18 protein-coding genes and 1 pseudogene are annotated in these 23810 nt (G+C 42.3%); 14 read left to right on the forward strand and 5 right to left on the reverse strand.

All coding sequences use genetic code 11. From position 1 onward, the window contains the following. The first annotated feature begins 41 nt into the window (after positions 1–41). From Q7674_RS10665 to Q7674_RS10675, 3 genes and pseudogenes are all read left to right on the forward strand, one after another. On the forward strand, positions 42–449 hold the full coding sequence (locus Q7674_RS10665; protein WP_305423710.1) for an META domain-containing protein: 408 nt from the start codon (positions 42–44) through the stop codon (positions 447–449). A 77-nt stretch (positions 450–526) separates the two neighbouring features. Beyond that, positions 527–1402: pseudogene (locus tag Q7674_RS10670) on the forward strand (alanyl-tRNA editing protein). Positions 1403–1803: 401 nt separating this feature from the next. Further along, positions 1804–2046, forward strand: coding sequence for a zinc ribbon domain-containing protein (locus tag Q7674_RS10675; RefSeq protein WP_008986333.1), 243 nt, complete (start codon positions 1804–1806; stop codon positions 2044–2046). Between the two features lie 68 nt (positions 2047–2114). Here Q7674_RS10675 and xseA read toward each other — a convergent pair whose 3' ends face one another. Next, positions 2115–3464, reverse strand: coding sequence for an exodeoxyribonuclease VII large subunit (gene xseA / locus Q7674_RS10680; protein ID WP_045065632.1), 1350 nt, complete (start codon positions 3462–3464; stop codon positions 2115–2117). A 273-nt stretch (positions 3465–3737) separates the two neighbouring features. Between xseA and guaB the strand changes: the two genes are divergently transcribed. From guaB to Q7674_RS10695, 3 genes are all read left to right on the forward strand, one after another. Next, positions 3738–5201, forward strand: coding sequence for an IMP dehydrogenase (guaB, locus tag Q7674_RS10685; protein WP_045065634.1), 1464 nt, complete (start codon positions 3738–3740; stop codon positions 5199–5201). A 99-nt stretch (positions 5202–5300) separates the two neighbouring features. After that, positions 5301–6884 (forward strand): glutamine-hydrolyzing GMP synthase, encoded by a 1584-nt coding sequence (guaA, locus tag Q7674_RS10690; protein ID WP_008986336.1) that lies wholly within the window; start codon positions 5301–5303, stop codon positions 6882–6884. A 443-nt stretch (positions 6885–7327) separates the two neighbouring features. Further along, positions 7328–8884: an AbgT family transporter gene (locus Q7674_RS10695; RefSeq protein ID WP_045065636.1), complete on the forward strand. Its 1557-nt coding sequence runs from the start codon at positions 7328–7330 to the stop codon at positions 8882–8884. Between the two features lie 123 nt (positions 8885–9007). Here Q7674_RS10695 and fghA read toward each other — a convergent pair whose 3' ends face one another. Then, complete coding sequence (gene fghA, locus Q7674_RS10700) at positions 9008–9856, reverse strand: S-formylglutathione hydrolase (RefSeq protein ID WP_045065638.1); 849 nt, start codon at positions 9854–9856, stop codon at positions 9008–9010. A gap of 87 nt (positions 9857–9943) precedes the next feature. Next, on the reverse strand, positions 9944–11074 hold the full coding sequence (locus Q7674_RS10705; RefSeq protein WP_008986339.1) for an S-(hydroxymethyl)glutathione dehydrogenase/class III alcohol dehydrogenase: 1131 nt from the start codon (positions 11072–11074) through the stop codon (positions 9944–9946). A 197-nt stretch (positions 11075–11271) separates the two neighbouring features. On the opposite strand from Q7674_RS10705, the gene Q7674_RS10710 reads away from it, so the two are divergent. Then, positions 11272–12162: a LysR substrate-binding domain-containing protein gene (locus tag Q7674_RS10710; protein WP_008986340.1), complete on the forward strand. Its 891-nt coding sequence runs from the start codon at positions 11272–11274 to the stop codon at positions 12160–12162. Positions 12163–12195: 33 nt separating this feature from the next. Continuing rightward, positions 12196–12723, forward strand: coding sequence for a tRNA adenosine(34) deaminase TadA (gene tadA / locus Q7674_RS10715; protein ID WP_045064457.1), 528 nt, complete (start codon positions 12196–12198; stop codon positions 12721–12723). Positions 12724–12779: 56 nt separating this feature from the next. Here tadA and mltF read toward each other — a convergent pair whose 3' ends face one another. Continuing rightward, positions 12780–14273, reverse strand: a complete 1494-nt coding sequence (gene mltF / locus Q7674_RS10720) for a membrane-bound lytic murein transglycosylase MltF (protein WP_045064455.1) — start codon at positions 14271–14273, stop codon at positions 12780–12782. Between the two features lie 448 nt (positions 14274–14721). On the opposite strand from mltF, the gene purL reads away from it, so the two are divergent. The 3 genes from purL (at position 14722) to glnB (ending at position 19662) form a co-directional block, all read left to right on the forward strand. Continuing rightward, complete coding sequence (gene purL / locus Q7674_RS10725; RefSeq protein ID WP_305423715.1) at positions 14722–18639, forward strand: phosphoribosylformylglycinamidine synthase; 3918 nt, start codon at positions 14722–14724, stop codon at positions 18637–18639. 179 nt (positions 18640–18818) lie between these two features. After that, entirely contained in the window at positions 18819–19223 is a 405-nt protein-coding gene (locus Q7674_RS10730) for a hypothetical protein (RefSeq protein ID WP_008986344.1), read from the forward strand. Between the two features lie 100 nt (positions 19224–19323). Continuing rightward, positions 19324–19662, forward strand: coding sequence for a nitrogen regulatory protein P-II (gene glnB, locus Q7674_RS10735; protein WP_008986345.1), 339 nt, complete (start codon positions 19324–19326; stop codon positions 19660–19662). A gap of 79 nt (positions 19663–19741) precedes the next feature. Here glnB and Q7674_RS10740 read toward each other — a convergent pair whose 3' ends face one another. Continuing rightward, complete coding sequence (locus Q7674_RS10740) at positions 19742–20356, reverse strand: YitT family protein (RefSeq protein ID WP_080892221.1); 615 nt, start codon at positions 20354–20356, stop codon at positions 19742–19744. Positions 20357–20747: 391 nt separating this feature from the next. On the opposite strand from Q7674_RS10740, the gene glyA reads away from it, so the two are divergent. The 3 genes from glyA (at position 20748) to ribD (ending at position 23798) form a co-directional block, all read left to right on the forward strand. Then, complete coding sequence (glyA, locus tag Q7674_RS10745) at positions 20748–21998, forward strand: serine hydroxymethyltransferase (protein ID WP_008986347.1); 1251 nt, start codon at positions 20748–20750, stop codon at positions 21996–21998. Positions 21999–22212: 214 nt separating this feature from the next. Further along, complete coding sequence (gene nrdR, locus Q7674_RS10750) at positions 22213–22662, forward strand: transcriptional regulator NrdR (protein ID WP_008986348.1); 450 nt, start codon at positions 22213–22215, stop codon at positions 22660–22662. An 11-nt stretch (positions 22663–22673) separates the two neighbouring features. Continuing rightward, positions 22674–23798, forward strand: coding sequence for a bifunctional diaminohydroxyphosphoribosylaminopyrimidine deaminase/5-amino-6-(5-phosphoribosylamino)uracil reductase RibD (ribD, locus tag Q7674_RS10755; protein WP_045064450.1), 1125 nt, complete (start codon positions 22674–22676; stop codon positions 23796–23798). The last annotated feature ends 12 nt before the right edge of the window (positions 23799–23810 follow it).

The following is a 23810-nucleotide window of genomic DNA, read 5'->3' on the forward strand; positions in this document are numbered from 1 at the left end:
GATTTAATGAGACTGAAATTAAAAAACATTTAGAGGTCATAATGAAAAAAGCAACACTATGCTTATTAGCATTAATCACTATTTCATTAACCAGTTGTTTTTCTAATCAGCAATTAGATAAATCAGCACAAATGGTTGGTGGCTGGAAATTAAAGGGAGGCATTGAAATCCCTGGTATCACTAAGCGTCGCCCATCATTAAATATTGAACCTAATATGGAAGTTACAGGTTTCACTGGTTGTAATTTATTTAAAGGTAAAGTTGAGCCTGATGGTGATTTTTCACTACCTGCAGTGACTCATAAGATGTGTCTACCTGAGCTCGTTAAGCAAGAGAACGAAATGCTTAATGTATTACGTAGTGCAACAAGTATTGAAGTGATTAACAGTAGCTTAATCGTTGATGCTGGTGACAAGTTCCTTGTATTTGAAAAAACCAATGCAAGTTAATCAGTGAATATGATTTAATTTTATATAGAGAGCCCAGCCATCGTGCTGGGCTTTTTCATAGTCAAAAAGGATTGAAAATGTCAGTGATCACGCCAACCCAAGTTGTATTTACTCAAAACCAGTGGCAGATAGAAAGCCAAGTATTAATGATGATCCCAAATAATGGGCAGTATTATGTTGTGACTCAATGTACGCCTTTTCATCCTGTCAGCCATATTTGACCAGATCATCCAGCTGATAAAGGTCAAATTAGTTTTAACGGTCAGATCGTTGAGGTGATGGATTGCGTTGTTGGTGCCGTAGAATTATCAACCCAAACCCTTTTTGTTGCTCAAGATATTCCGGTTAAACGTGATACTGAAGGTTGGGTGTTTGTTGTTGTTCACGTGATGTCAGGGGCTGTAACTTTTACAGTAGGAGACATCATTACATTAACGGTAAACGAAGCCTATCAGCAAAGTTTGAGCCGTGGGCATAGTGCTGGTCATTTATCTTCATTGGCATTGAATAAAGTGCTTCATCATGCGTTTTGGCGTAAAGAGCCAAGTCGTAAAGATGAACTGGGTTATTACGATTTTCATAGTTATGCCCAAGAAAAAAGTCAAGTAACCCCAGATCTAAGCACTGATACTTACCGTTTAGGTAAAACATTACGTAAGCGTGGTTTAAACAGTGCCGAATTATTAACGGCGTTAGATGAGGTCGCCGTGAGTATGAATCAGCAGCTTTCGCAGTGGTTAACGTTAAAAACGCCAGTTGTAATGCGAAGAGAAGGCGATTACTTAACAGATTCGCGTTATTGGCAATGCGATCTTGCTCAAGAGGGTTGTATTGAAATCCCGTGTGGTGGGACACATGTTTCTTCTTTAGCAGAATATTCTGCTATAACGGTGAGTTTTGAGGTGATTTCAGAGCAAGAAATCGTGATGAGAACAAAATGTATTAAAGCTTAGGTGCCAGTTTTTCATCAAGCTATTTGCGATATTGAGTAAAATAATCAGTAAGATCTTGATTTGTAATATACTAGATCTATGCATAAATAACCCAATAATAAAGATTAATATATCGTATAAAATCCAAATGCAGCACATGTAACTTATGCTTTCGGGAAGTGTAATTATAAATATTCTTTTGATACCAGATCGCTGATCATCTTTGTTTTATGCGATGATCACCACTTAGCTTGTTGATCATCACGAAGATCCTATTCGGTTTGTTTAGCAAAGAAAAAGCGAGTGATTATTTATGGTATTTTGTGAGCAAGATGAAATTCTGCGATGGATGGAATTGTATTTTCTTACAAGGGGCTCAATAATCAGGCGGTAACATTATTGATGTACTGAGGTCATAAGGCATGACAGATAAGGCAGATAATATTTGTCCGCAATGCAATAGCATTTTAAGTTGGAAAAATCAGGGTTACTTTTGTGACTTTTGCCAGCAAGAAGTAAAAAAAACAGTATTTTGCCCTGACTGTAATGAGCAATTAGAGAAGCTACAAGCTTGTGGTTCTGCGAGTTATTTTTGTAATCACTGCAATGAGTTAAAATCTAAATCTCGGGTAAAAGTACAGTTTAGAATGAACTCTCAAGCTTAAATTAAACAAGTATGATAGTAAAAAATGGCGCTTATAGAGCGCCATTTTTATTTATTGAAGAGAGTAATTTATTTGATCACGCTTGAGTGAATTTCACCATCCGTTACTGTTGTGATCAAGGTATCGCCAGCTTTTACTTGTGATGCTTTTCTGAGCACATCACCTTGCTCATTTCGAGTAATAGAGTAACCACGAGCCAGAGTTGCTAGTGGGCTAACTGTTTCCAATTTTTCTGCTGCAACCGCTAATTTGTGGCGAGCATTAAGCAGCTTTCTATCTAATGCATCATAAAGGCGCTGCTCGCTACGTTCTAAATTCCGTTGTGCGTTTCTCACTAATGATGCTGGAGAATAGAGTGAAAGCTTATAGTTGTTATGTTCAACATGTTGTTGATGCTTTTGAAGTTTTTTCGCCATTACTTGGGTTAAGCGCTGACTTATTTCATCGAGATGTTGTTGTTGTAAATTAAGACGAAGCTGCGGATGCTGACGTTCTAAACGATGTTGCAACTGGGTTGTTTGACGTAGCGACTGCGATAAATAAGCAGTAATAGCATGACGCAATTGTTGCCTTTTACGATCAAGCAGTTGTGTTTGATGCGTCATATCACGACTGATTAATTCAGCTGCAGCAGAGGGGGTTGGTGCGCGAACATCGGCAACAAAATCTGCGATTGTCACATCGACTTCGTGACCAACGGCACTCACAATCGGAATTTGGCTTGCTGCAATTGTACGTGCGACGATCTCTTCATTAAATGCCCAAAGATCTTCTAATGAACCACCACCTCGACCAACAATCAACACATCACATTCTTGTCTCGCATTGGCGCGACCAATCGCTTGTGCAATAGATATCGCAGCACCTTCACCTTGTACCATGGTTGGATAAATCACAATGGGTAGGCTCGGATCTCGGCGCTGTAATACATGCAAAATATCGTGTAGTGCTGCACCTGTTTTTGAGGTAATGATACCTACGCGTTTAGGTTGATCTGGCAGTGCTTTTTTCAACGATTGAGCAAATAAACCTTCAGCTGCAAGTGACATTTTTAGCTGTTCAAATTGCTGTTGAAGACGACCATCACCTTCAGGTTGCATGCTTTCAATGATCAGTTGGTAATCACCACGAGGTTCATACAATGATAAGCGTGCTTTGACTAAAACCTGATTACCGTTACCGGGTTTAAAAGTGACATGGCGGTTACTGCCTTTGAACATTGCACACTTTACTTGAGCGCGAGAATCTTTAAGCGTGAAATACCAATGGCCAGAAACAGGCATAGAGAAATTAGACAATTCACCAATTAGCCACACCACGCCCATTTCATTTTCAAGGATAAGACGAACCTGAGCATTAAGGCTAGAAACGGTGTAAATACGGCTATTAGTTTGGCTTTGCGGAGAGAAAGTGGTCACTGGGAATGGTACCTGCTATCGAAGAAAGTAGAAGGCAGGCGGTCAAAATAAAACCGATTAAGTCATAAAACACACAGGCAGATCTATAGACAGATCTTGGCCGTATTTCCTTGACCGCATCACCGGATAGTTAACCGAAATATATTACTTATCAATCAAAAAGTGTCAAGAAAAAAAATTAAAAAAAATCTAGCCAAACGTTTGCTTCGTACGTATAATTCGACCGCAATATTTTATCCTTCTTTTAAAACCTATTCGGTGTGAGATATTGCAATGTTACGAATTAAACAAGAAGCTTTAACCTTCGATGATGTTTTGCTGGTTCCAGCCCATTCAACCGTTCTACCTAACACTGCCGATCTGCGCACTCAACTGACCAAAGATATTGCTCTAAATATCCCAATGGTGTCAGCGTCAATGGATACTGTGACTGAAGGTCGCCTAGCAATTGCACTTGCTCAAGAGGGTGGTATTGGTTTCATTCACAAGAACATGTCTATTGAACAGCAAGCGAATCAAGTTCGCATGGTGAAGAAGTTCGAAGCGGGTGTGGTTTCAGAGCCTGTAACCGTTAAGCCAACAGCAACGATTGCTGATGTTAAACGCCTAACAGCAGAAAATGGTTTCGCAGGTTACCCTGTAGTGACTGATAACAATGAACTGGTTGGTATTATCACTGGTCGTGATGTTCGCTTTGTTACAGACCTTTCAATGAAAGTTGAAGATGTAATGACATCTAAAACAAAACTTGCTTCTGCAAAAGAAGGCGCATCACGTGAAGAAGTTGAAGCTATCATGCAACAACACCGCGTTGAAAAAGTGCTACTTGTTGATGATGAGTTCCGTCTAAAAGGCATGATCACAGCAAAAGATTTCCAAAAAGCGGAACGTAAACCAAACGCATGTAAAGATGAGCGTGGTCGTCTACGTGTTGGTGCTGCAGTTGGTGCTGGTGCGGGTAACGAAGAGCGTGTAGCAGCACTGGTTGAAGCGGGTGTTGACGTACTGCTTATCGATTCTTCACACGGTCACTCTGAAGGCGTTCTGCAACGTATTCGTGAAACGCGTGCAGCATTCCCTAATCTTCCAATTGTTGGCGGTAACGTAGCAACAGCTGAAGGTGCACGTGCACTGATTGAGGCTGGCGTAAGTGCAGTGAAAGTGGGTATTGGCCCAGGTTCAATTTGTACCACACGTATCGTGACAGGTGTTGGTGTTCCACAAATTACAGCTATTTCAGAAGCAGCATCTGTTGCTGATCAATACGGTATTCCTGTTATCGCTGATGGCGGTATCCGTTTCTCTGGTGATATGTGTAAAGCGATTGCTGCTGGTGCATCATGTGTAATGGTTGGCTCAATGTTCGCGGGTACTGAAGAAGCACCGGGTGAAGTTGAGTTATACCAAGGCCGTGCATACAAATCTTACCGTGGCATGGGCTCACTAGGTGCGATGTCTAAAGGTTCTTCTGACCGTTACTTCCAAACAGATAATGCAGCAGACAAATTAGTACCAGAAGGTATTGAAGGTCGTGTGGCATACAAAGGTCACATGAAAGAGATCGTACACCAACAAATGGGTGGTTTACGTTCAAGCATGGGCTTAACAGGCTCTGCAACTATTGAAGATCTTCGTACTAAAGCTGAATTTGTACGCATCACAGGTGCTGGTATGAAAGAGTCACACGTACATGATGTGACAATCACTAAAGAAGCACCAAACTACCGTATGGGTTAATCGTTAATACTGCTATCCAGAATTAACGAAAGTAATACATAGCATCGGGAGCAGAATATCTGCTCCCAATCGATAAAAATTATTTGAGAACACTCACTAATGACCACGACCACTAATATTCATGATCAACGCATCCTTATTTTGGACTTTGGCTCTCAATACACACAGTTAATCGCACGTCGTATCCGTGAGATAGGTGTTTACTGTGAACTTTGGAGCTGGGATGTTGATGAAGCCGATATCCGTGAATTTGCGCCAAACGGTATTATTCTTTCTGGTGGTCCTGAAAGTGTAACGGAAGCCGGTTCTCCACGTGCACCACAATATGTATTTGAAGCAGGCGTACCTGTATTTGGTGTGTGCTACGGCATGCAAACCATGGCTGAGCAATTAGGCGGTAAAGTTGCAGGTTCATCTGAGCGTGAATTTGGTTACGCTCAAGTTAAGATTGTTGAGCCAACGCATTTCTTAGAAGGCATTCAAGACGCAGTAGCAGAAGACGGTACTGCATTAATGGATGTATGGATGAGCCACGGTGATAAAGTGGTAGAAATCCCATCTGATTTCGTAAAAGTAGCAGAAACTGAAACCTGTCCATTTGCTGCAATGGCAAATGAAGAGAAGCGTTTCTACGGTGTTCAGTTCCACCCAGAAGTAACGCACACACGTCAAGGTATGAAGTTAATTGAAAACTTCGTAATGAACATTTGTGGTTGTGAAAAGTTATGGACGTCAGCAAACATTATTGAAGATGCTGTTGCACGTATCAAAGAGCAAGTGGGTGACGATGAAGTTATCCTTGGTCTTTCAGGTGGTGTGGATTCATCTGTAGTTGCGATGCTTATTCACCGTGCAATTGGCGACAAACTAACGTGTGTATTTGTTGATAACGGTCTACTTCGTTTGAATGAAGGTCAGCAAGTAATGGACATGTTTGGCGACAAGTTCGGCTTAAACATTGTTCATGTACAAGCAGAAGAGCGTTTCTTATCTGCACTTGCAGGTATTGATGATCCTGAAGCGAAGCGTAAGAAAATTGGTCACGTATTCGTTGATGTATTTGATGAAGAATCTAAAAAGCTATCAAATGCGAAATGGCTAGCTCAAGGCACAATCTACCCAGATGTTATTGAGTCTGCTGCATCGAAAACAGGTAAAGCGCACGTTATTAAATCTCACCATAACGTAGGTGGTCTACCTGATGATATGGAAATGGGTCTTGTTGAGCCATTAAAAGAGCTATTTAAAGATGAAGTACGTAAGATTGGTCTAGAGCTTGGCTTACCTTACAACATGCTTTACCGCCACCCATTCCCAGGTCCTGGTCTAGGTGTGCGTGTACTAGGTGAAGTGAAGAAAGAGTACTGTGACTTACTACGTCGTGCAGATGCCATCTTCATTGAAGAGCTTCATAAAGCGGATCTTTACAACAAAGTATCGCAAGCATTTACTGTATTCCTACCAGTTCGTTCTGTTGGCGTAATGGGTGACGGTCGTAAATATGATTGGGTTGTATCGCTACGTGCAGTAGAAACAATCGACTTTATGACAGCACACTGGGCACACCTGCCTTACGATTTCCTAGGTAAAGTATCGAACCGTATTATCAACGAAGTCGATGGTATTTCTCGCGTAGTTTACGATATTTCAGGTAAGCCACCTGCAACGATTGAGTGGGAATAATATTCTCCTGTAACTAAACGCTAGTTAACATTCTTGAAACCCTAATAAGTCATTTATTAGGGTTTTTTTATTGCTGTATTTGATATCGATATTCAATCACTTCCTCCTTAAACTCCCACTATTTATGCTTAATTTGTTATCTAACTAATCAGGAAATCATCATTAGGTATAGTTATCAATCAACACCGTGTTTCTGTTTAGATGATAAAATGTTTTGATATATAAATCATTGTGTTGCATTTGTGTTTACAGTTAATACTTGTTTACAAAGTATTGTTATAACCTTTAGTTATTCGTTAGATGATGTCGCTTTTTTTAACTTTTATTTCGCTACAATCGTTCAGCCTAAATTCAGCAATATAATGCTGGAAGGAAAACAATGAGATTTACTTAAAAGTAGATCCACTATGCAGACACAATCAATATAGGGGCACGGAGTTGCCATGAACGAAAAAACATTGAGTCAAGCGCCTAAGTCATCCAGCGCTATGGATAAATTTTTAAATGGTATCGAGCGAGTAGGTAATAAGATCCCTGATCCTGCTTTGCTATTCTTTTGGGGTTTAGTTGCAGTTTGGGTTTTATCTGCAATTTTATCTCAATTTGATTTTGGTTTAGTTCACCCAGTGACCCAACAAGTTGTACAAGTAAATAACCTATTAACGGGTGATGCATTAGCAAGCTTCCTTGCTAACATGGTGAAGAATTTCACAGGCTTTGCACCGCTAGGTATTGTACTTGTAGCAATGCTAGGTGTTGGTGTGGCTGAAGCATCAGGCTTTATTAATACAGGCCTTAAGAAAATGCTTAACGTCACACCCGTTAAGCTACTTACACCAATGCTTATTCTTGTTGCTATTGTGTCTCACACAGCGGCGGATGCTGGTTATGTTCTGGTTATTCCACTAGGCGGTATTATTTTCCACGCTGCGGGTCGTCACCCATTAGCAGGGATTGCGGCAGCATTTGCTGGTGTATCAGGTGGTTTCTCAGCAAACTTTATTCCATCAGGTATCGACCCATTACTAGCAGGCTTTACTCAAGAAGCTGCGCGTATCATGGATCCTGATTACATTGTGAACCCATTAGCGAACCTAATGTTCACTGGTTTATCATCATTCGTTATCGTGGGTATCGGTTGGTACATTACAGATAAAGTGATTGAGCCTCGTTTAAGTAAAACGGCTATCGATGAGGATGCGGAAGAAGCACCAGATATGGGCTCTTTCACAGAGCTTGAAAGTAAGGCATTTTCTTACGCAGGTTGGGCAATGGTGGCAGGTATTGCTTTACTTGTTGCGGCGGTATGGCCTGAATCATCACCTCTGCGTTCACCAACAGGCGAAATTGCGGCGTTCAATGCGCCAGTAATGCAGTCTATCGTTCCGCTAATCTTTATTCTGTTTGTGATCCCTGGGATCATCTACGGAAAAGTGGCTGGTACCTTTAAGCAAAGCAGTGATGTTATTAAAGCGATGTCTACCACTATGGCGGGTATGGCAGGCTTCATGGTAATGGTATTCTTCATTGCTCAGTTCTTAGTGGCGTTTACGCAATCTAACCTAGGTACATTACTAGCATTGTCTGGTGCACAGTTACTACAAGAGATGAATTTACCGGGTCAGGTAACTATCGTAGGTATGATCTTACTAACAGCAAGTGTGAACTTACTGGTCGGTTCGGCTTCTGCGAAATGGGCATTGATTGGTCCTATTATGGTACCAATGCTAATGGCGGTAGGTATTTCTCCTGAGCTAACGCAAGCGGCATACCGTGTAGGTGACTCTGTATCTAACATCATTTCACCTATGATGGTGTTCTTCCCACTGGTTGTTGTTTACATGCAACGTTATGTGAAGAGCTCTGGTATCGGTACGCTAGCGTCAATGATGATGCCATACTCAATTGCAATGCTAGTGGGTTGGACCATCTTCCTACTTGCTTACTGGGCGTTAGGCATTCCACTAGGTGTTCAAGCACCATACACTTACAGCCTATAATTTAAGTTACTGATAATTTAAATTTCAGCAGATAAAAGAAAAGCCTCGCTAAATATAGTGAGGCTTTTTTCTATTTAGTGTTTGAAGATATTACGAAACTATTTCTTTAAACACTGATTCTAATTACTTGTTGAAGTGCTCTACGTGGAAGCGTAGGTGATCTTCAATAAATGTCGCCATGAAGTAGTAGCTGTGGTCGTAACCATCTTGCATGCGAATTTCTACTGGGTAGTTATTCGCTTTAGCCGCTGCAGCTAGGCTCTCTGTACGTAATTGACCTTCAGTGTAGAAGTTATCGTGAGTACCTTGATCAACTAGCATAGGTAGTTTTTGCTCAGCTTTACGCATTAGCTCACTTGAATCGTACTGTTTCCAGTTTTCAGTGTTGCTACCTAGGTAACCTGTAAATGCTTTTTGACCCCAAGGACAGTTCATTGGGTTAGCAATTGGGCTAAATGCAGATGCAGAGGTGAAACGCTCTGGGTTACGCATTGCAATCATTAATGCGCCGTGACCACCCATTGAGTGACCGCTGATCGCACGTTGCTCTGATACAGGGAAGTGTGCTTCAACAAGTGCTGGTAGTTCATTAACAATGTAATCGTACATGTTGTAATGACGATTCCAAGGCGCTTCTGTTGCGTTTACGTAGAAGCCCGCACCAAGACCAAAGTCGTAGCTACCTGCTGGATCATCTTCAACACCTTCACCGCGAGGGCTAGTGTCTGGTGCTACAATCGCTACACCTAATTCTGCTGCGATACGTTGTGCTCCAGCCTTTTGCATGAAGTTTTCATCGGTACAAGTTAAACCTGATAACCAATAAACTACAGGCACTTTTTGACCAGCAGCTGTTTGCGGTGGTAGGAAAATCGCAAAACGCATATCACAGTTAAGTACTTCTGAACGGTGCGTATATTGTTTATGCCAACCGCCAGCAGTTTTGTTACAGCTAATGTTTTCTAAAGGCATGGATATGTTCTCTTAGTCAGATTAGGCGCAGAGATAGGGTACAGGAGATGACCTCTGCGCACATTTATTTATTATTATGTAATTATATTATTTGTCGAAGTGGATAATAGTACGGATACTCTTACCTTCGTGAAGCAAATCGAATGCTTCGTTGATCTTGTCTAGACCCATGTTGAATGAGATGAAGTCATCTAACTGGAACTCACCCGCCATGTAACGATCTACGATACCTGGAAGCTCTGAACGGCCTTTAACACCACCGAATGCAGAACCACGCCATACGCGACCAGTTACTAGTTGGAATGGACGAGTAGAGATCTCTTGACCTGCACCTGCAACACCGATGATTACAGACTCACCCCAGCCTTTGTGACAACATTCAAGTGCAGAACGCATTACGTTTACGTTACCGATACATTCGAATGAGTAGTCAACACCACCGTCAGTCATCTCAACGATCACTTCTTGGATTGGTTTGTCGAATTTCATTGGGTTGATGCAATCAGTCGCACCAAGCTTACGTGCTAATTCGAATTTCTCTTCGTTGATATCAACAGCAATGATGCGGCTTGCTTTAGCCATTGTTGCACCAATGATAGCTGCTAGACCGATACCACCTAGACCAAATACAGCAACAGTGCTACCTTCTTCAACTTTAGCAGTGTTAAGTACCGCGCCCATACCTGTTGTTACACCACAACCTAGTAGACATACTTCTTCTAGAGGTGCTTCTTTGCTGATTTTCGCTAGTGAAATTTCAGGTAAAACAGTGTACTCAGAGAATGTTGAACAACCCATGTAGTGGAAGATAGGCTGACCATCTTTGTAGAAACGCGTTGTGCCGTCAGGCATTAGGCCTTTACCTTGTGTCTCACGTACCGCTTGACATAGGTTTGTTTTACCAGACTTACAGTATTTACACTCACCACATTCTGCTGTGTAAAGTGGGATAACGTGGTCACCAACTTCTAGACCAGTTACACCTTCACCAACCATTTCAACAATACCGCCACCTTCGTGGCCTAGGATTGCTGGGAAGATACCTTCTGGATCGTCGCCTGATAGAGTGAATGCGTCAGTGTGACAAACGCCAGTAGCAATGATGCGAACTAACACTTCACCTTTACGAGGAAGCATTACATCAACTTCTTCGATTGATAGTGGTTGGTTTGGACCCCATGCAACAGCTGCTTTTGATTTAATAAATTTGTCAGTCATTATTTTTCTCTTCTAATTTTTGCTACGTCGTCTTATATCTGCGTAGTGATTAATTCGGTGGAATCGAAAATTTCTCTCTCTCGATTCGATGGAGACTATTGTATTTATTTCTGGATAAATGATAATTGGGTTAAGTTGCAAATAACTTTTACCTAACGGTAATAATGTTTGTTGGTATCAAAGTGTAGGTAAGTAAGATGTTCCAATGGGAAGGCGTGACTGAGTTTGTTGCGGTAGCTGAGACAGAAAGCTTTACAGCAGCATCGAAACGATTAGGTATTTCAACGGCGCAAGTGAGTCGACAAGTCAGTGCGTTAGAAAATCGATTGAATACAAAACTGTTCTACCGTACGACTAGAAAGGTATCGTTGACGGAAGAAGGCAGTGTGTATTACCAACATTGTCGTCAGGTATTAGATGGTTTAGAAGAAGCAGAGCGTGCCCTGAGTAACTTACGTGGTACGCCTCAAGGCTTAATAAAGTTAACGGCACCTGTGACGTACGGCGAAAAATACATCATGCCGTTGGTGAACGACTTCATGCTGCAATACCCAGAGCTTGAAGTGAATATTGATTTAACCAACCGCCAGGTCGATCTCGTTGAAGGCAGCTTTGACTTGGCGATCCGCCTTGGTCGTTTAACCAGTTCATCTATGATGGCTAAGCGCTTAACCACACGTACTATGTATGTGTGTGCTTCGCCTGCGTACTTAGCCAAATTTGGTGTACCGCATTCGCTATCTGAATTACGTCATCATAACTGTTTGATTGGTAACCTTGACCATTGGCGTTTCCAAGAATCAGGTAAAGAAAAGAGTGTACGTGTTACGGGTAATTTAAATTGTAATAGTGGTTATGGCTTACGTGATGCTGTTCTTAAAGGGATCGGTATTGCTCAATTACCTGACTACTATATAGATAAAGATTTAGATTCAGGTGAAATTGTGCCGATCTTGACGAATTACCAAGAGCCAGAAGAAGGTATCTGGGCGTTATATCCACATAACCGCCATTTATCACCGAAGGTACGTATGCTGGTGGACTTCTTAGCTGAAGAGTTACCTAAAATTAGCCATTATGATGTGTAAGCTGAACAGTAAACGTAATCGAAAGTATAAATAATGACGATTCAAGTAGAGCACAATGACGAGTTCTTTATGCGTCGTGCAATGGAACTTGCTGCTAAAGCAGAAGGTGAAGGTGAAGTACCTGTTGGTGCGGTAGTTGTGCACAATGGTCAGGTTATCGGTGAAGGCTGGAACCGATCGATTGGACAACATGATGCAACTGCCCACGCTGAGATCATGGCATTACGCCAAGCAGGTAAAGTGCTAGAAAACTATCGCTTATTAGATACTACCGTATATGTCACTTTAGAGCCTTGCCCTATGTGTGCAGGTGCCATAGTACATAGCCGAGTAGGTAAAGTGGTCTATGGTGCAGACGATCTAAAAACAGGTGCGGCAGGAAGCACTATGAACTTACTCAGCTATGAAGGTGTGAATCACCATGTTGGGTTAGTGTCAGGCGTCTTAGCTGATGAATGTCGAGCACAACTGCAAGCGTTCTTCAAACGTCGTCGAGCAGAGAAAAAGGCGGCTAAGCAGTTAGCTAAACAGCAAGCTGAAAATAATGACTCAATTGAGTAAGCCGCTCTAATCTAGATAAAGAAAAGCTCAGATTTAATCTGAGCTTTTTTGTGTCTTTATTTTGAGGTTGTGGCAGCAACAGCACCGGAGGTTGTCGATTCGGCATTTGAGACTTGCTTCGATGTCTGTGCCGCTGCTGATGGTTTAGATTGTTGAGTAATAGGTGCGGTGATGGTTTGTAAGCCATCTACAATCTCTACATCATCACTATCATGGGCATTACTGTGGGTTTGTTCAAAACCAATGATGCTTTGATAGTAACGACGAATACCTTCGACATAGTTCACCGCTTCCGTACCACGAGCATAACCGTAACGGGTTTGCGTGTAATACTTACGCTGCTGTAATAATGGTAAGCGCTGTTTAACATCAGCCCATGTATCAGGGTTGCCATTTTGCGCTTTAGTTAAGCGACGGGCATCCATCATGTGTCCAAAGCCAATATTGTAAGAGGCGAGGGCAAACCATACTTTCTCATGGCTATCGATGCTATCTGGTACTCGAGCGATCATCTTACGTAGATACTCTGTACCACCTCGAATACTTTGCTCTGGATCTAAACGATCAGTCACGCCAACAGATTTCGCCGTTGGGTTAGTGAGCATCATCATTCCACGAACCCCTGTTGGAGATACCGCTTGTGGGTTCCAGTGAGATTCCTGATACGCCAGTGCTGCGATTAAACGCCAGTCAAACTCATTGGCATACTTCTTAAATAGCCCTTGCCACTTAGGCAGTTTGTCATCTAATGCGCGCAAGAAGGCACGGGTATCAACGTAGTCAAATTGTTCAACATGACCAAAGTATTTTTCTTCCAACTGCGCTAACTCACCGGTTTGCTTTAAATGACCAAAAAATTCGATCAATAACGCATACAGGCTATCGTTATTGCTGTCTTTAACAAACCAGCTAATCGGCTCATCTTCTGTAAGCTCAAGTGCAATGGCAATTTCTGGGTGAGTACGCTGCAATAGTGCAACATCGACAGAATCCGCAACAGTGTAATCAAGTTCACCATTAGCTACTTTACGGAGTAGATCGTCAATATCGGTTTCTTTGATTGATTGCCAAGTCAGATTGGGGTATTTCTTTTTCAGCTCTTCTAATTGACGTTCATGGCTAGAGCTTGCGACGACCGCTAAAGTACGGTGAGTGTTAGCGAGCTCTTCTAGATCACGAGGACGACGTTTGCCTTTCTTATACACCACCACTTGGCTAGCGTAATAATAAGCAGGCGCTGGGTGGAAGCCATCAAGACGTTGGGGCGTTACAGTTAGGCCCGCAGCCACAATATCGACATCACCGTTTTTAAGTGCAGGGAATAAACCTGATAGGGTAAACATGGTTTGCATTTCCAGTTTTACACCTAATTCTTTGGCAAAACGCTGTGCTAGCTCGTAATCAAGCCCGGTTGGACCATCTGCACCAATATAATAGGACAGTTGATTGTTTAATGTCCCTACACGTAATACACCGCTCTCGCGAATGCGCTCTAAAGCATCTTGTGGTTTATCTTGCCACTGGCAACCACTTAACAGCAGAGTGAACATTAGCGATATAACTAAACGGTACATCTTGGTAAGAGAGTGGATATATATCAACAACACAGACCTATTCTAAAAATGAGCTGCCATTTATATCAAAGAGGAAGAAACCGGAAAAGCCGAACCGGAAAGTTGAGTGTGATAATTCATGGATTGATACAAAAAAACGAACATCAATTGATTTATCGGTTACTTTTTACTCAAAAAATCATGTTAATGTCAAAATTACTGATAATTTACGGATGATTGAAAAAAAAACACGCAAACGGTTGCGTCAGGTGTTACGTCACAAAAAAAAATCCCTTATACTGCGCAGGTGCTAAAGCTTTAACTCGGTTAATGAGTTAAAAAACAGGGATGAGTAAGAGGTGACATTGACGTAATTCAGCCAACGTTTGTTGGGGATTAGGCCAATATCACTTTTCTTTAACTGCTAATCGAGAGACGTTTGCACATGGAAATTTTGCGTGGTTCACCCGCTCTGTCTGAGTTTCGCGTTAATAAGCTACTAGAGCGTTGTCGTGAATTCGATCTGCCTGTGTCAGGTATTTATGCTGAGTTTATGCACTTTGCCGATGTATCTGCTGCCCTTACTGCTGATGAGCATAGCAAACTAGCGAGTCTTCTTACTTACGGTCCAACGATTGCAGAGCATGAGCCATGCGGTACGTTGTTACTGGTTACACCTCGTCCGGGAACTATTTCTCCTTGGTCTTCAAAATCGACTGATATTGCACGTAACTGTGGCTTACAAAGCATTAAACGTCTTGAGCGTGGTACGGCATATTACATCCAATCAAGTAGTGCACTTTCTGCTGCACAATTAGAGCAAGTTAAAGCCTTAATTCATGACCGAATGATGGAAGTGGTCATGGAACAATTTGAATCTGCCGTTGCTCTATTTAAGCAAGCAGAGCCAGCACCAGTGAAAAGCGTTGATATTCTTGCTGGTGGCCGCAAAGCCCTTGAAGATGCCAATATCACTCTTGGTTTAGCATTAGCAGAAGATGAAATTGACTACTTAGTGGAAAACTTCACTAAGCTTGGTCGTAACCCAAATGACATTGAATTAATGATGTTTGCCCAAGCGAACTCTGAGCACTGTCGTCATAAAATCTTTAATGCAGATTGGACGATTGACGGTGTTGACCAAGAAAAATCATTATTCAAGATGATCAAAAACACCTACGAGAAAAACCATGACTACGTATTGTCAGCATACAAAGACAATGCAGCAGTAATGGAAGGCTCGAAAGTAGGGCGTTTCTTCCCAGATCCTGACTCTCGCCAATACAACTACCACCATGAAGATACCCATATCTTAATGAAGGTGGAAACTCACAACCACCCAACTGCCATTTCGCCATGGCCGGGTGCATCAACAGGCTCTGGTGGTGAAATCCGTGATGAAGGTGCAACGGGTATTGGTGGTAAACCAAAAGCAGGTCTGGTTGGTTTTACTGTATCTAACCTAAAAGTACCGGGTTTTGAGCAACCTTGGGAAACTGATTTTGGTAAGCCTGATCGTATTGTGACAGCACTCGATATCATGCTTGAAGGTCCACTTGGTGGCGCGGCATTTAACAATGAATTTGGTCGTCCAAACCTATTAGGCTACTTCCGTACTTACGAAGAAAAAGTGACTTCTCACGCAGGTGAAGAGATCCGTGGTTACCATAAGCCGATCATGATCGCAGGTGGTATGGGTAATATCCGTGCTGAACACGTACAGAAAAAAGAAATTCCAGTTGGTGCGAAGATAATCGTGCTAGGCGGCCCTGCAATGAATATCGGTCTTGGTGGTGGTGCTGCATCATCAATGGCATCGGGTCAATCGGCAGAAGATTTAGATTTTGCCTCTGTACAGCGTGAAAACCCAGAAATGGAGCGTCGCTGTCAGGAAGTGATCGACCGTTGTTGGCAAATGGGGGACGCTAACCCAATCGCCTTTATTCACGATGTCGGTGCGGGTGGTATTTCAAATGCACTACCTGAGCTTGTTGATGATGGTGAGCGTGGCGGCAAATTCCAATTACGTGATGTGCCGAATGATGAACCAGGTATGAGCCCACTAGAGATTTGGTGTAACGAATCACAAGAGCGCTATGTACTTGCTGTAGCCACTGAGAACATGGCGGCGTTTGATGCAATTTGTAAGCGTGAGCGTGCACCGTATGCGGTTGTAGGTGAAGCAACAGAAGAGCGTCACTTAACCCTAGAAGATAGTCACTTCGACAATACACCAATTGATATGCCTATGGATATCTTATTGGGTAAAGCACCGAAGATGCACCGTGATGTGAAATCACAGAAAGTTGAAGGTCAGGCTATTGATCGCAGCGGTATTGATGTAGCAGAAGCAACTCAACGTATTCTACGTTTGCTTGCTGTTGCTGAGAAAACCTTCCTTATTACTATTGGTGATCGCACGGTAACAGGTTTAGTTGCACGTGATCAGATGGTCGGCCCTTGGCAGGTACCTGTTGCTAACTGTGCGGTAACGGCAGCAAGTTATGACAGCTACCACGGTGAAGCAATGGCAATGGGTGAGCGTACACCTGTAGCACTGCTTGATTTTGGTGCTTCGGCTCGTCTAGCGGTAGGTGAGGCGGTAACGAATATTGCTTGTAGTGATATTGGTGATATGAAGCGTATTAACCTATCAGCTAACTGGATGTCACCAGCAGGTCATCCAGGTGAAGATGCAGGTTTATATGAAGCCGTGAAAGCTGTCGGTGAAGAGCTATGTCCTGCGCTAGGTCTGACAATTCCAGTTGGTAAAGACTCAATGTCAATGAAAACCAAGTGGCAACAAGACGGTGAAGAAAAAGAAGTGACGTCTCCATTGTCGCTGATCATCACTGCATTTGGTCGTGTTGAAGATGTTCGTAAAACTGTGACACCTCAGCTGCGTACTGACAAGGGTGATACTAGCCTGTTATTAGTCGATTTAGGTTGTGGTAAAAACCGCCTAGGTGCAACGGCACTGGCGCAAGTTTACAAACAACTTGGTGATAAGCCAGCAGATGTGGATAGCCCTGAATTACTAAAAGGCTTCTTCTATGCAATGCAATCGTTAGTACGTGATGAAAAACTATTGGCTTACCACGACCGTGGGGATGGTGGTTTATACGTAACACTGGCTGAAATGGCATTTGCAGGCCACACGGGTGTTGAAGTTGATATTAATACAAGCGGTGAAGATGCCATTGATGATGTGCTAGCAAGCCTATTTAATGAAGAGTTAGGTGCCGTTATTCAAGTACGTACTGATGATCTTGATTTGGTTCAGTCGGTACTGGCAGCGAACGGTCTTGAAGCATGTAGTCATGTGATTGGTACTGTGGTTGAAGAAGATGTAGTGCGTATCTGGAATGGTAACGATTTAGTGCTAGAGCAAAACCGTACCGATCTTCGTGCTGTATGGGCTGAAACTACTTACCAAATGCAAGCGATGCGTGATAACCCAGCGGGTGCATTACAAGAGTTTGAAGCGAAGAAAGATACGCAAGATCCTGGTCTAAATGTGAAGCTGACGTTTGATATTAATGAAGATGTAGCGGCTCCATTTATTGCTCCTGCTATTAACCTTGGTGCGAAGCCACAAATGGCGATTTTACGTGAACAAGGGGTTAACTCTCACGTTGAAATGGCGGCAGCATTTGATCGCGCAGGCTTTGATGCGAAAGATGTTCACATGAGTGACATTCTAGCGGGTAACGTGAAACTTGATGGTTTCAACGGTTTAGTTGCATGTGGTGGTTTCTCATACGGTGATGTATTAGGTGCAGGTGAAGGTTGGGCGAAATCAATCCTGTTTAACAACATGGCACGTGATCAGTTTGAAGCTTTCTTTAATCGTAACGATACCTTAGCGTTAGGTGTGTGTAACGGTTGTCAGATGATGTCTAACCTACGTGACTTGATTCCTGGTGCTGATTTATGGCCTCGTTTCGTACGCAATGAATCTGAGCGTTTTGAAGCGCGCTTTAGCTTAGTGGAAGTACAACAAAGCCCATCATTATTCTTTAATGAAATGGTTGGATCTCACATGCCAATTGCTGTATCTCACGGTGAAGGTCGTGTTGAAGTACGTAATGCCGAGCACTTAGCAGCGCTAGAGCAAGCAGATACAGTCGCACTTCGTTACATCGATAACTACGGCAAACTAACAGAGCAATACCCGGCGAACCCGAATGGTTCACCAAATGGTATTACAGGTGTAACCACCACCGATGGTCGTGTAACGATTATGATGCCACACCCTGAGCGTGTATTTAGAACCGTTGCGAACTCATGGCATCCAGATGACTGGAGTGAAAACAGCCCATGGATGCGTATGTTCCGAAATGCGCGTGTTAACATTGGTTAATAATCACCAATGAATAATGATAAAACCGCTCTGTTATGGGCGGTTTTTTATTCTACATGAATAAATATTGGGTGATTAATCTCGTAATTGATAAGAATCACATTAAGAAATGAAAAGAGACGGTTATAATTGCGGGAATAGAATGTAATAGAAATACTATTACCCAAAAGGAATGAGTTATGGGGCAGGATATTCCCACACCAACGCGTTTACGTGTTGCATCGAAAGTGCTTTCACTGCTTGTCGCATTGAGCCTTTTCCGTCAGGCTGATTTATTTAAGCATCTCTTTAGCGACTCACTAATCGCTATCGTCCCTGATATTATCCTTCTTCTTGTTTTCATCTCTGGTGTACTGGCTTGTATTGGATTATTCAAAGAAGCGAAATGGGGTTTTATCCCGCTGTATTTTTACATTCCAGCGACCACAATGTTTATGAAATTAAGCCTGATTCCATATTTGCCTGATTTGATCTCTATTGCTTATCGTGGACACATGATCTTAGCAATAAATAGCTTAGTGTTAATTTATTCTGTTTTTCTATTATTACGAAGAATGGATAGAAACCTGATATACGAAGTTTAAAGAGACTTAAATTTAGAGATGGGATCTGTAATAATGAGTTTAATTAAATCAGTTGGTTGAAAGTAATTTTATGACTTCAGCTATGTAAAGGATGATGATGATGAAAAAGATTGAAGCCATTATTAAGCCATTTAAGCTTGATGACGTGCGTGAAGCACTAGCAGAAGTGGGTATTACTGGCATGACTGTTTCTGAAGTGAAAGGATTTGGACGTCAGAAAGGGCATACCGAGCTATACCGTGGTGCTGAATACATGGTTGATTTTCTACCTAAAGTAAAAATTGAAATTGTTGTGTGCGACGAAGTGGCAGAGCAGTGTATTGATACTATCGTAGAAACAGCGCAAACGGGTAAGATTGGTGATGGTAAGATCTTCATGTTTGATATTGAGCGCGTAGTACGTATCCGTACGGGTGAAGAAGACGAAGACGCAATCTAATACCATTTACAAGATTTTAAAAAGAGGCATTACATTTATGTAATGCCTCTTTTTATTTGTTCGTATATTGCCTGCAGTGTTAGTTCACATCAGGCATAACAGGGTTATAACGTCCTGGTTTGTAATTCATCGCAAGCACAAGGTTTAGCATTACAGCACCGAGAATAGATAACAGTAAAATAGTTGGACTGACAAAGAAGAAAGACGCCACTAAGATACTAATATCAATCGACATTTGGATTTTACCCGCTGAAATACCAAATTTATCTTGAATAAACAGTACCAGTACATTGAACCCGCCCAAACTGGTGTGATGACGAAATAAGATCAGCATACCTAGTCCCATCAATAAGCCACCAATGACAGCGCAATAAATCGGATTTAGCCAGCTGATTGTGAGCACATAATGCATGTTATCAACCATCAGCGAGACAAGCGCACCAGAGAGAATGCTGGTGATAGCAAAGCTTCGTCCCATTCTAAACCATGCCATTAGGTAAAATGGACAGTTCATCAAAAAGTACAGCTTACCAAAAGAGATATCGACAAAATGGGTAAGTAACAACGCAAGGCCCGTGGTGCCTCCCGTTAAAAGCTGACTTTGCTGAAGGAAAAAGATGCCCTGCGCGACAATGAATGTCCCTGTTAAAATCGCCATGAGATTTTCATGCAGAGGATGTTTACTACTACTCAATCCGGATACTCCTTGTAAATAATGGCGCAATAGTAAAAGTTAACGGGAATTTATAAAAGTAATGGGCTGAAATCTATAATTACCTGTTGTAAGTTATCGTTTACATTTTTGTAAATGACTTTGTTTTAAAAAAGCTTGCCTTATTGATAAATTAAAAATCGATTTGTTCAGGTTTTTTGGCATGAAAAAAATTCATGGCGGAATGAAAATAAACTGACATATTCATGAAGAAAAAAATCAATTAGGGCTACCTGATTTAGATCAATTTCTGTAAGATAGACGATAATTCTTAAGCAAGACGAAAACGTTTGCGTCCGCGTGGCGCCTAGCATTGCGATTTTTCAGTTTTTGCTCAAAATGGTATTTAAATTAGCTGAATCAGGAGATACACATGCTAAAGCGCGATATGAATATTGCTGATTATGATGCGGAACTATTTGCGGCGATTCAAGAAGAGACAGCTCGTCAGGAAGAACACATCGAGTTAATCGCTTCTGAAAACTACACCAGCCCGCGCGTGATGGAAGCTCAGGGTTCTCAGCTAACAAACAAGTATGCTGAAGGTTACCCAGGTAAGCGTTACTACGGCGGTTGTGAATTTGTTGATAAAGCAGAGCAACTTGCAATTGATCGTGCTTGCCAACTGTTTGGCGCAGAATATGCGAACGTTCAGCCACACTCTGGTTCACAAGCAAACAATGCTGTTTACATGGCTCTACTGAATGCTGGCGATACCGTATTAGGCATGAGCCTTGCACACGGTGGTCACCTAACACACGGTTCACCAGTAAACTTCTCAGGTAAGTTATACAACGTTATTCCTTACGGTATCGATGAAAACGGTCAAATCGATTACGCAGAAGTTGAAGCTTTAGCGCTTGAGCACAAACCAAAGATGATCATCGGTGGTTTCTCAGCTTACTCTCAAGTTGTTGACTGGAAACGCATGCGTGAAATCGCAGACAAAGTAGGCGCGTACTTCTTCGTTGATATGGCACACGTAGCCGGTCTTATTGCTGCAGGTGTTTACCCGAACCCAGTACCACATGCACACGTTGTGACAACAACAACGCACAAAACACTAGCAGGTCCTCGTGGTGGTTTGATCCTTTCTAACGAAGGTGAAGATCTTTACAAGAAACTGAACTCTGCTGTATTCCCTGGTGGTCAAGGTGGTCCTCTAATGCACGTTATCGCTGCAAAAGCGGTAGCATTTAAAGAAGCAATGGAGCCAGAGTTTAAAGAATACCAAGCACGTGTTGTTGAAAACGCGAAAGTAATGGTTGGTGAATTCCTAGAACGCGGTTACAAGATTGTATCTGGTAGCACAGAAAACCACCTATTCCTTGTTGATTTGATCGACAAAGGCATTACAGGTAAAGAAGCTGATGCTGCACTAGGTGCCGCTAACATCACTGTTAACAAAAACAGCGTACCAAACGATCCACGTAGCCCATTCGTAACATCGGGTATCCGTGTTGGTACACCGTCAATCACTCGTCGTGGTTTCACAGCAGAAGATGCTCGTCAGCTAGCGGGTTGGATGTGTGATGTATTAGATAACATCGATAACGAAACTGTTATTGCTGAAACCAAAGCAAAGGTACTTGATATTTGTAAGCGTCTACCTGTATACGCGTAATACAAATTGAGAATCTAATGGCATAACCTCTGTGTTATGACGATAAAGGCTTACTCTTAGGGTAAGCCTTTTTTAATATTTGTAGATTTTAAGTTACGCACAATAAACCAACTATTAATTGCTTTTTAAGCAGAATTCGTAGAAAAAAAGGGCGAATATTCTCGTTAACGGTTTGAAATAGGTTACACTGAACCGATTGAATGTAGGAGGCTAAATGCATTGTCCTTTTTGCGGTGCGAATGACACCAAAGTAATCGATTCTCGATTGGTTGCAGATGGACACCAAGTGCGCCGACGCCGCCAATGTTTAGCTTGTAATGAACGTTATACTACGTTTGAAACTGCCGAATTAGTGATGCCACGAGTGGTGAAAACTAACGGTAATCGCGATCCTTTCAATGAAGAAAAACTTCGCGGCGGTATTCAACGAGCTTTAGAAAAGCGTCCTGTAAGTACAGATGACATCGAGCGTGCAATCAACAATATTAAATCGTGTTTGCGTGCGACAGGTGAACGTGAAGTTCCCTCTGAGATGATCGGTAATTTGGTGATGGAAGCATTAAAAGAGCTAGATAAAGTAGCTTATATTCGTTTTGCTTCTGTTTATCGCAGTTTTGAAGATATTCGAGAGTTTGGTGAAGAAATTGCCAAACTAGAGCGCTAAGTTTAATTCTAATGTTTACTCACCTAAATACACGGTTGATGCTGCGCGCTATTCAATTAGCTAAGCGTGGCAGATTTACCACAGCCCCTAATCCCAATGTTGGCTGTGTGATTGCCCGTGGTGAAGAAATTGTCGGTGAAGGGTTTCACTACCGTGCTGGTGAGCCTCATGCTGAAGTGTTTGCGCTAAAACAAGCAGGTACGCTTGCTAAAGGCGCAACAGCTTACGTTACGCTTGAGCCTTGCTCTCATTACGGTCGCACTCCACCTTGTGCTGAAGCTTTGATTAAATCCGGGATCAGTAAAGTGATTTGCGCCATGGTTGATCCGAATCCTATGGTTGCTGGTCGCGGTGTGGAGATGCTGCAAAAGGCAGGCATTGATGTTCAAGTTGGATTGCTTGAAGAAGAAGCCCGAGCGCTAAACCTTGGTTTTATTAAATCAATGACCAAGAAGATGCCCTTTGTTGAGCTGAAATTGGCATCGAGCCTTGATGGTAAAACCGCGCTAGCCAATGGTGAAAGCAAATGGATCACAGGTTCTTGTGCCCGTGCGGATGTACAACGCCACCGAGCACAAGCTGGTGCGATTTTATCTACCAGTGCCACTGTAATTGCTGATGATCCTTCGCTTAATGTGCGTTGGTCTGAGTTGGGTGAGCAAGTACAAGCACAGTACGCTCAAGAAGATGTTCGTCAGCCTATTCGTGTGATCATCGATAGCCAAAATCGTTTAACACCGGCATATCAGTTATTTCATCTTCCGGGGAAAACGATTTTAGCTCGTACTGAAAAAGGCGATGAAGATTGGCCTGAATCAGTATCACAATGGGTTGTACCTACACGCCAGAATAGTCAGCAGATTGATTTGACCGAATTGATGCGACAGTTAGCAGAAGCGGGCATTAACCATATTTGGGTTGAAGCAGGTGCTGGGCTTGCTGGTGGTTTACTTGATGCGCAATTAGTTGATTCTCTGATTTTATATCAAGCGCCTAAGCTAATGGGTGCTGATAGCCGAAGTTTAATGAATTTACCAACATTGACGGCGATGGATCAGGTTATCGATCTTAATATTACTGATGTACGTATGGTTGATTGTGATTTGAAAATTACTGCAGCCATTAAACGTAGTTAATTTATAGAACAA

It is taken from the genome of Photobacterium leiognathi, from assembly GCF_030685535.1.
Classification (GTDB): Bacteria; Pseudomonadota; Gammaproteobacteria; order Enterobacterales; family Vibrionaceae; genus Photobacterium; species Photobacterium leiognathi.

What these genes read in the sequence shown, in the direction of transcription:
- nrdR (WP_008986348.1), top strand. Translation starts at nt 22,213, where the DNA reads ATGCATTGTCCTTTTTGCGGTGCGAATGACACCAAAGTAATCGATTCT.
- guaA (WP_008986336.1), top strand. Translation starts at nt 5,301, where the DNA reads ATGACCACGACCACTAATATTCATGATCAACGCATCCTTATTTTGGAC.
- Q7674_RS10695 (WP_045065636.1), top strand. Translation starts at nt 7,328, where the DNA reads ATGAACGAAAAAACATTGAGTCAAGCGCCTAAGTCATCCAGCGCTATG.
- Q7674_RS10730 (WP_008986344.1), top strand. Translation starts at nt 18,819, where the DNA reads ATGGGGCAGGATATTCCCACACCAACGCGTTTACGTGTTGCATCGAAA.
- fghA (WP_045065638.1), bottom strand. Translation starts at nt 9,856, where the DNA reads ATGCCTTTAGAAAACATTAGCTGTAACAAAACTGCTGGCGGTTGGCAT.
- Q7674_RS10705 (WP_008986339.1), bottom strand. Translation starts at nt 11,074, where the DNA reads ATGACTGACAAATTTATTAAATCAAAAGCAGCTGTTGCATGGGGTCCA.
- guaB (WP_045065634.1), top strand. Translation starts at nt 3,738, where the DNA reads ATGTTACGAATTAAACAAGAAGCTTTAACCTTCGATGATGTTTTGCTG.
- purL (WP_305423715.1), top strand. Translation starts at nt 14,722, where the DNA reads ATGGAAATTTTGCGTGGTTCACCCGCTCTGTCTGAGTTTCGCGTTAAT.
- glyA (WP_008986347.1), top strand. Translation starts at nt 20,748, where the DNA reads ATGCTAAAGCGCGATATGAATATTGCTGATTATGATGCGGAACTATTT.
- glnB (WP_008986345.1), top strand. Translation starts at nt 19,324, where the DNA reads ATGAAAAAGATTGAAGCCATTATTAAGCCATTTAAGCTTGATGACGTG.
- ribD (WP_045064450.1), top strand. Translation starts at nt 22,674, where the DNA reads ATGTTTACTCACCTAAATACACGGTTGATGCTGCGCGCTATTCAATTA.
- tadA (WP_045064457.1), top strand. Translation starts at nt 12,196, where the DNA reads ATGACGATTCAAGTAGAGCACAATGACGAGTTCTTTATGCGTCGTGCA.
- Q7674_RS10665 (WP_305423710.1), top strand. Translation starts at nt 42, where the DNA reads ATGAAAAAAGCAACACTATGCTTATTAGCATTAATCACTATTTCATTA.
- Q7674_RS10675 (WP_008986333.1), top strand. Translation starts at nt 1,804, where the DNA reads ATGACAGATAAGGCAGATAATATTTGTCCGCAATGCAATAGCATTTTA.
- Q7674_RS10710 (WP_008986340.1), top strand. Translation starts at nt 11,272, where the DNA reads ATGTTCCAATGGGAAGGCGTGACTGAGTTTGTTGCGGTAGCTGAGACA.
- mltF (WP_045064455.1), bottom strand. Translation starts at nt 14,273, where the DNA reads ATGTTCACTCTGCTGTTAAGTGGTTGCCAGTGGCAAGATAAACCACAA.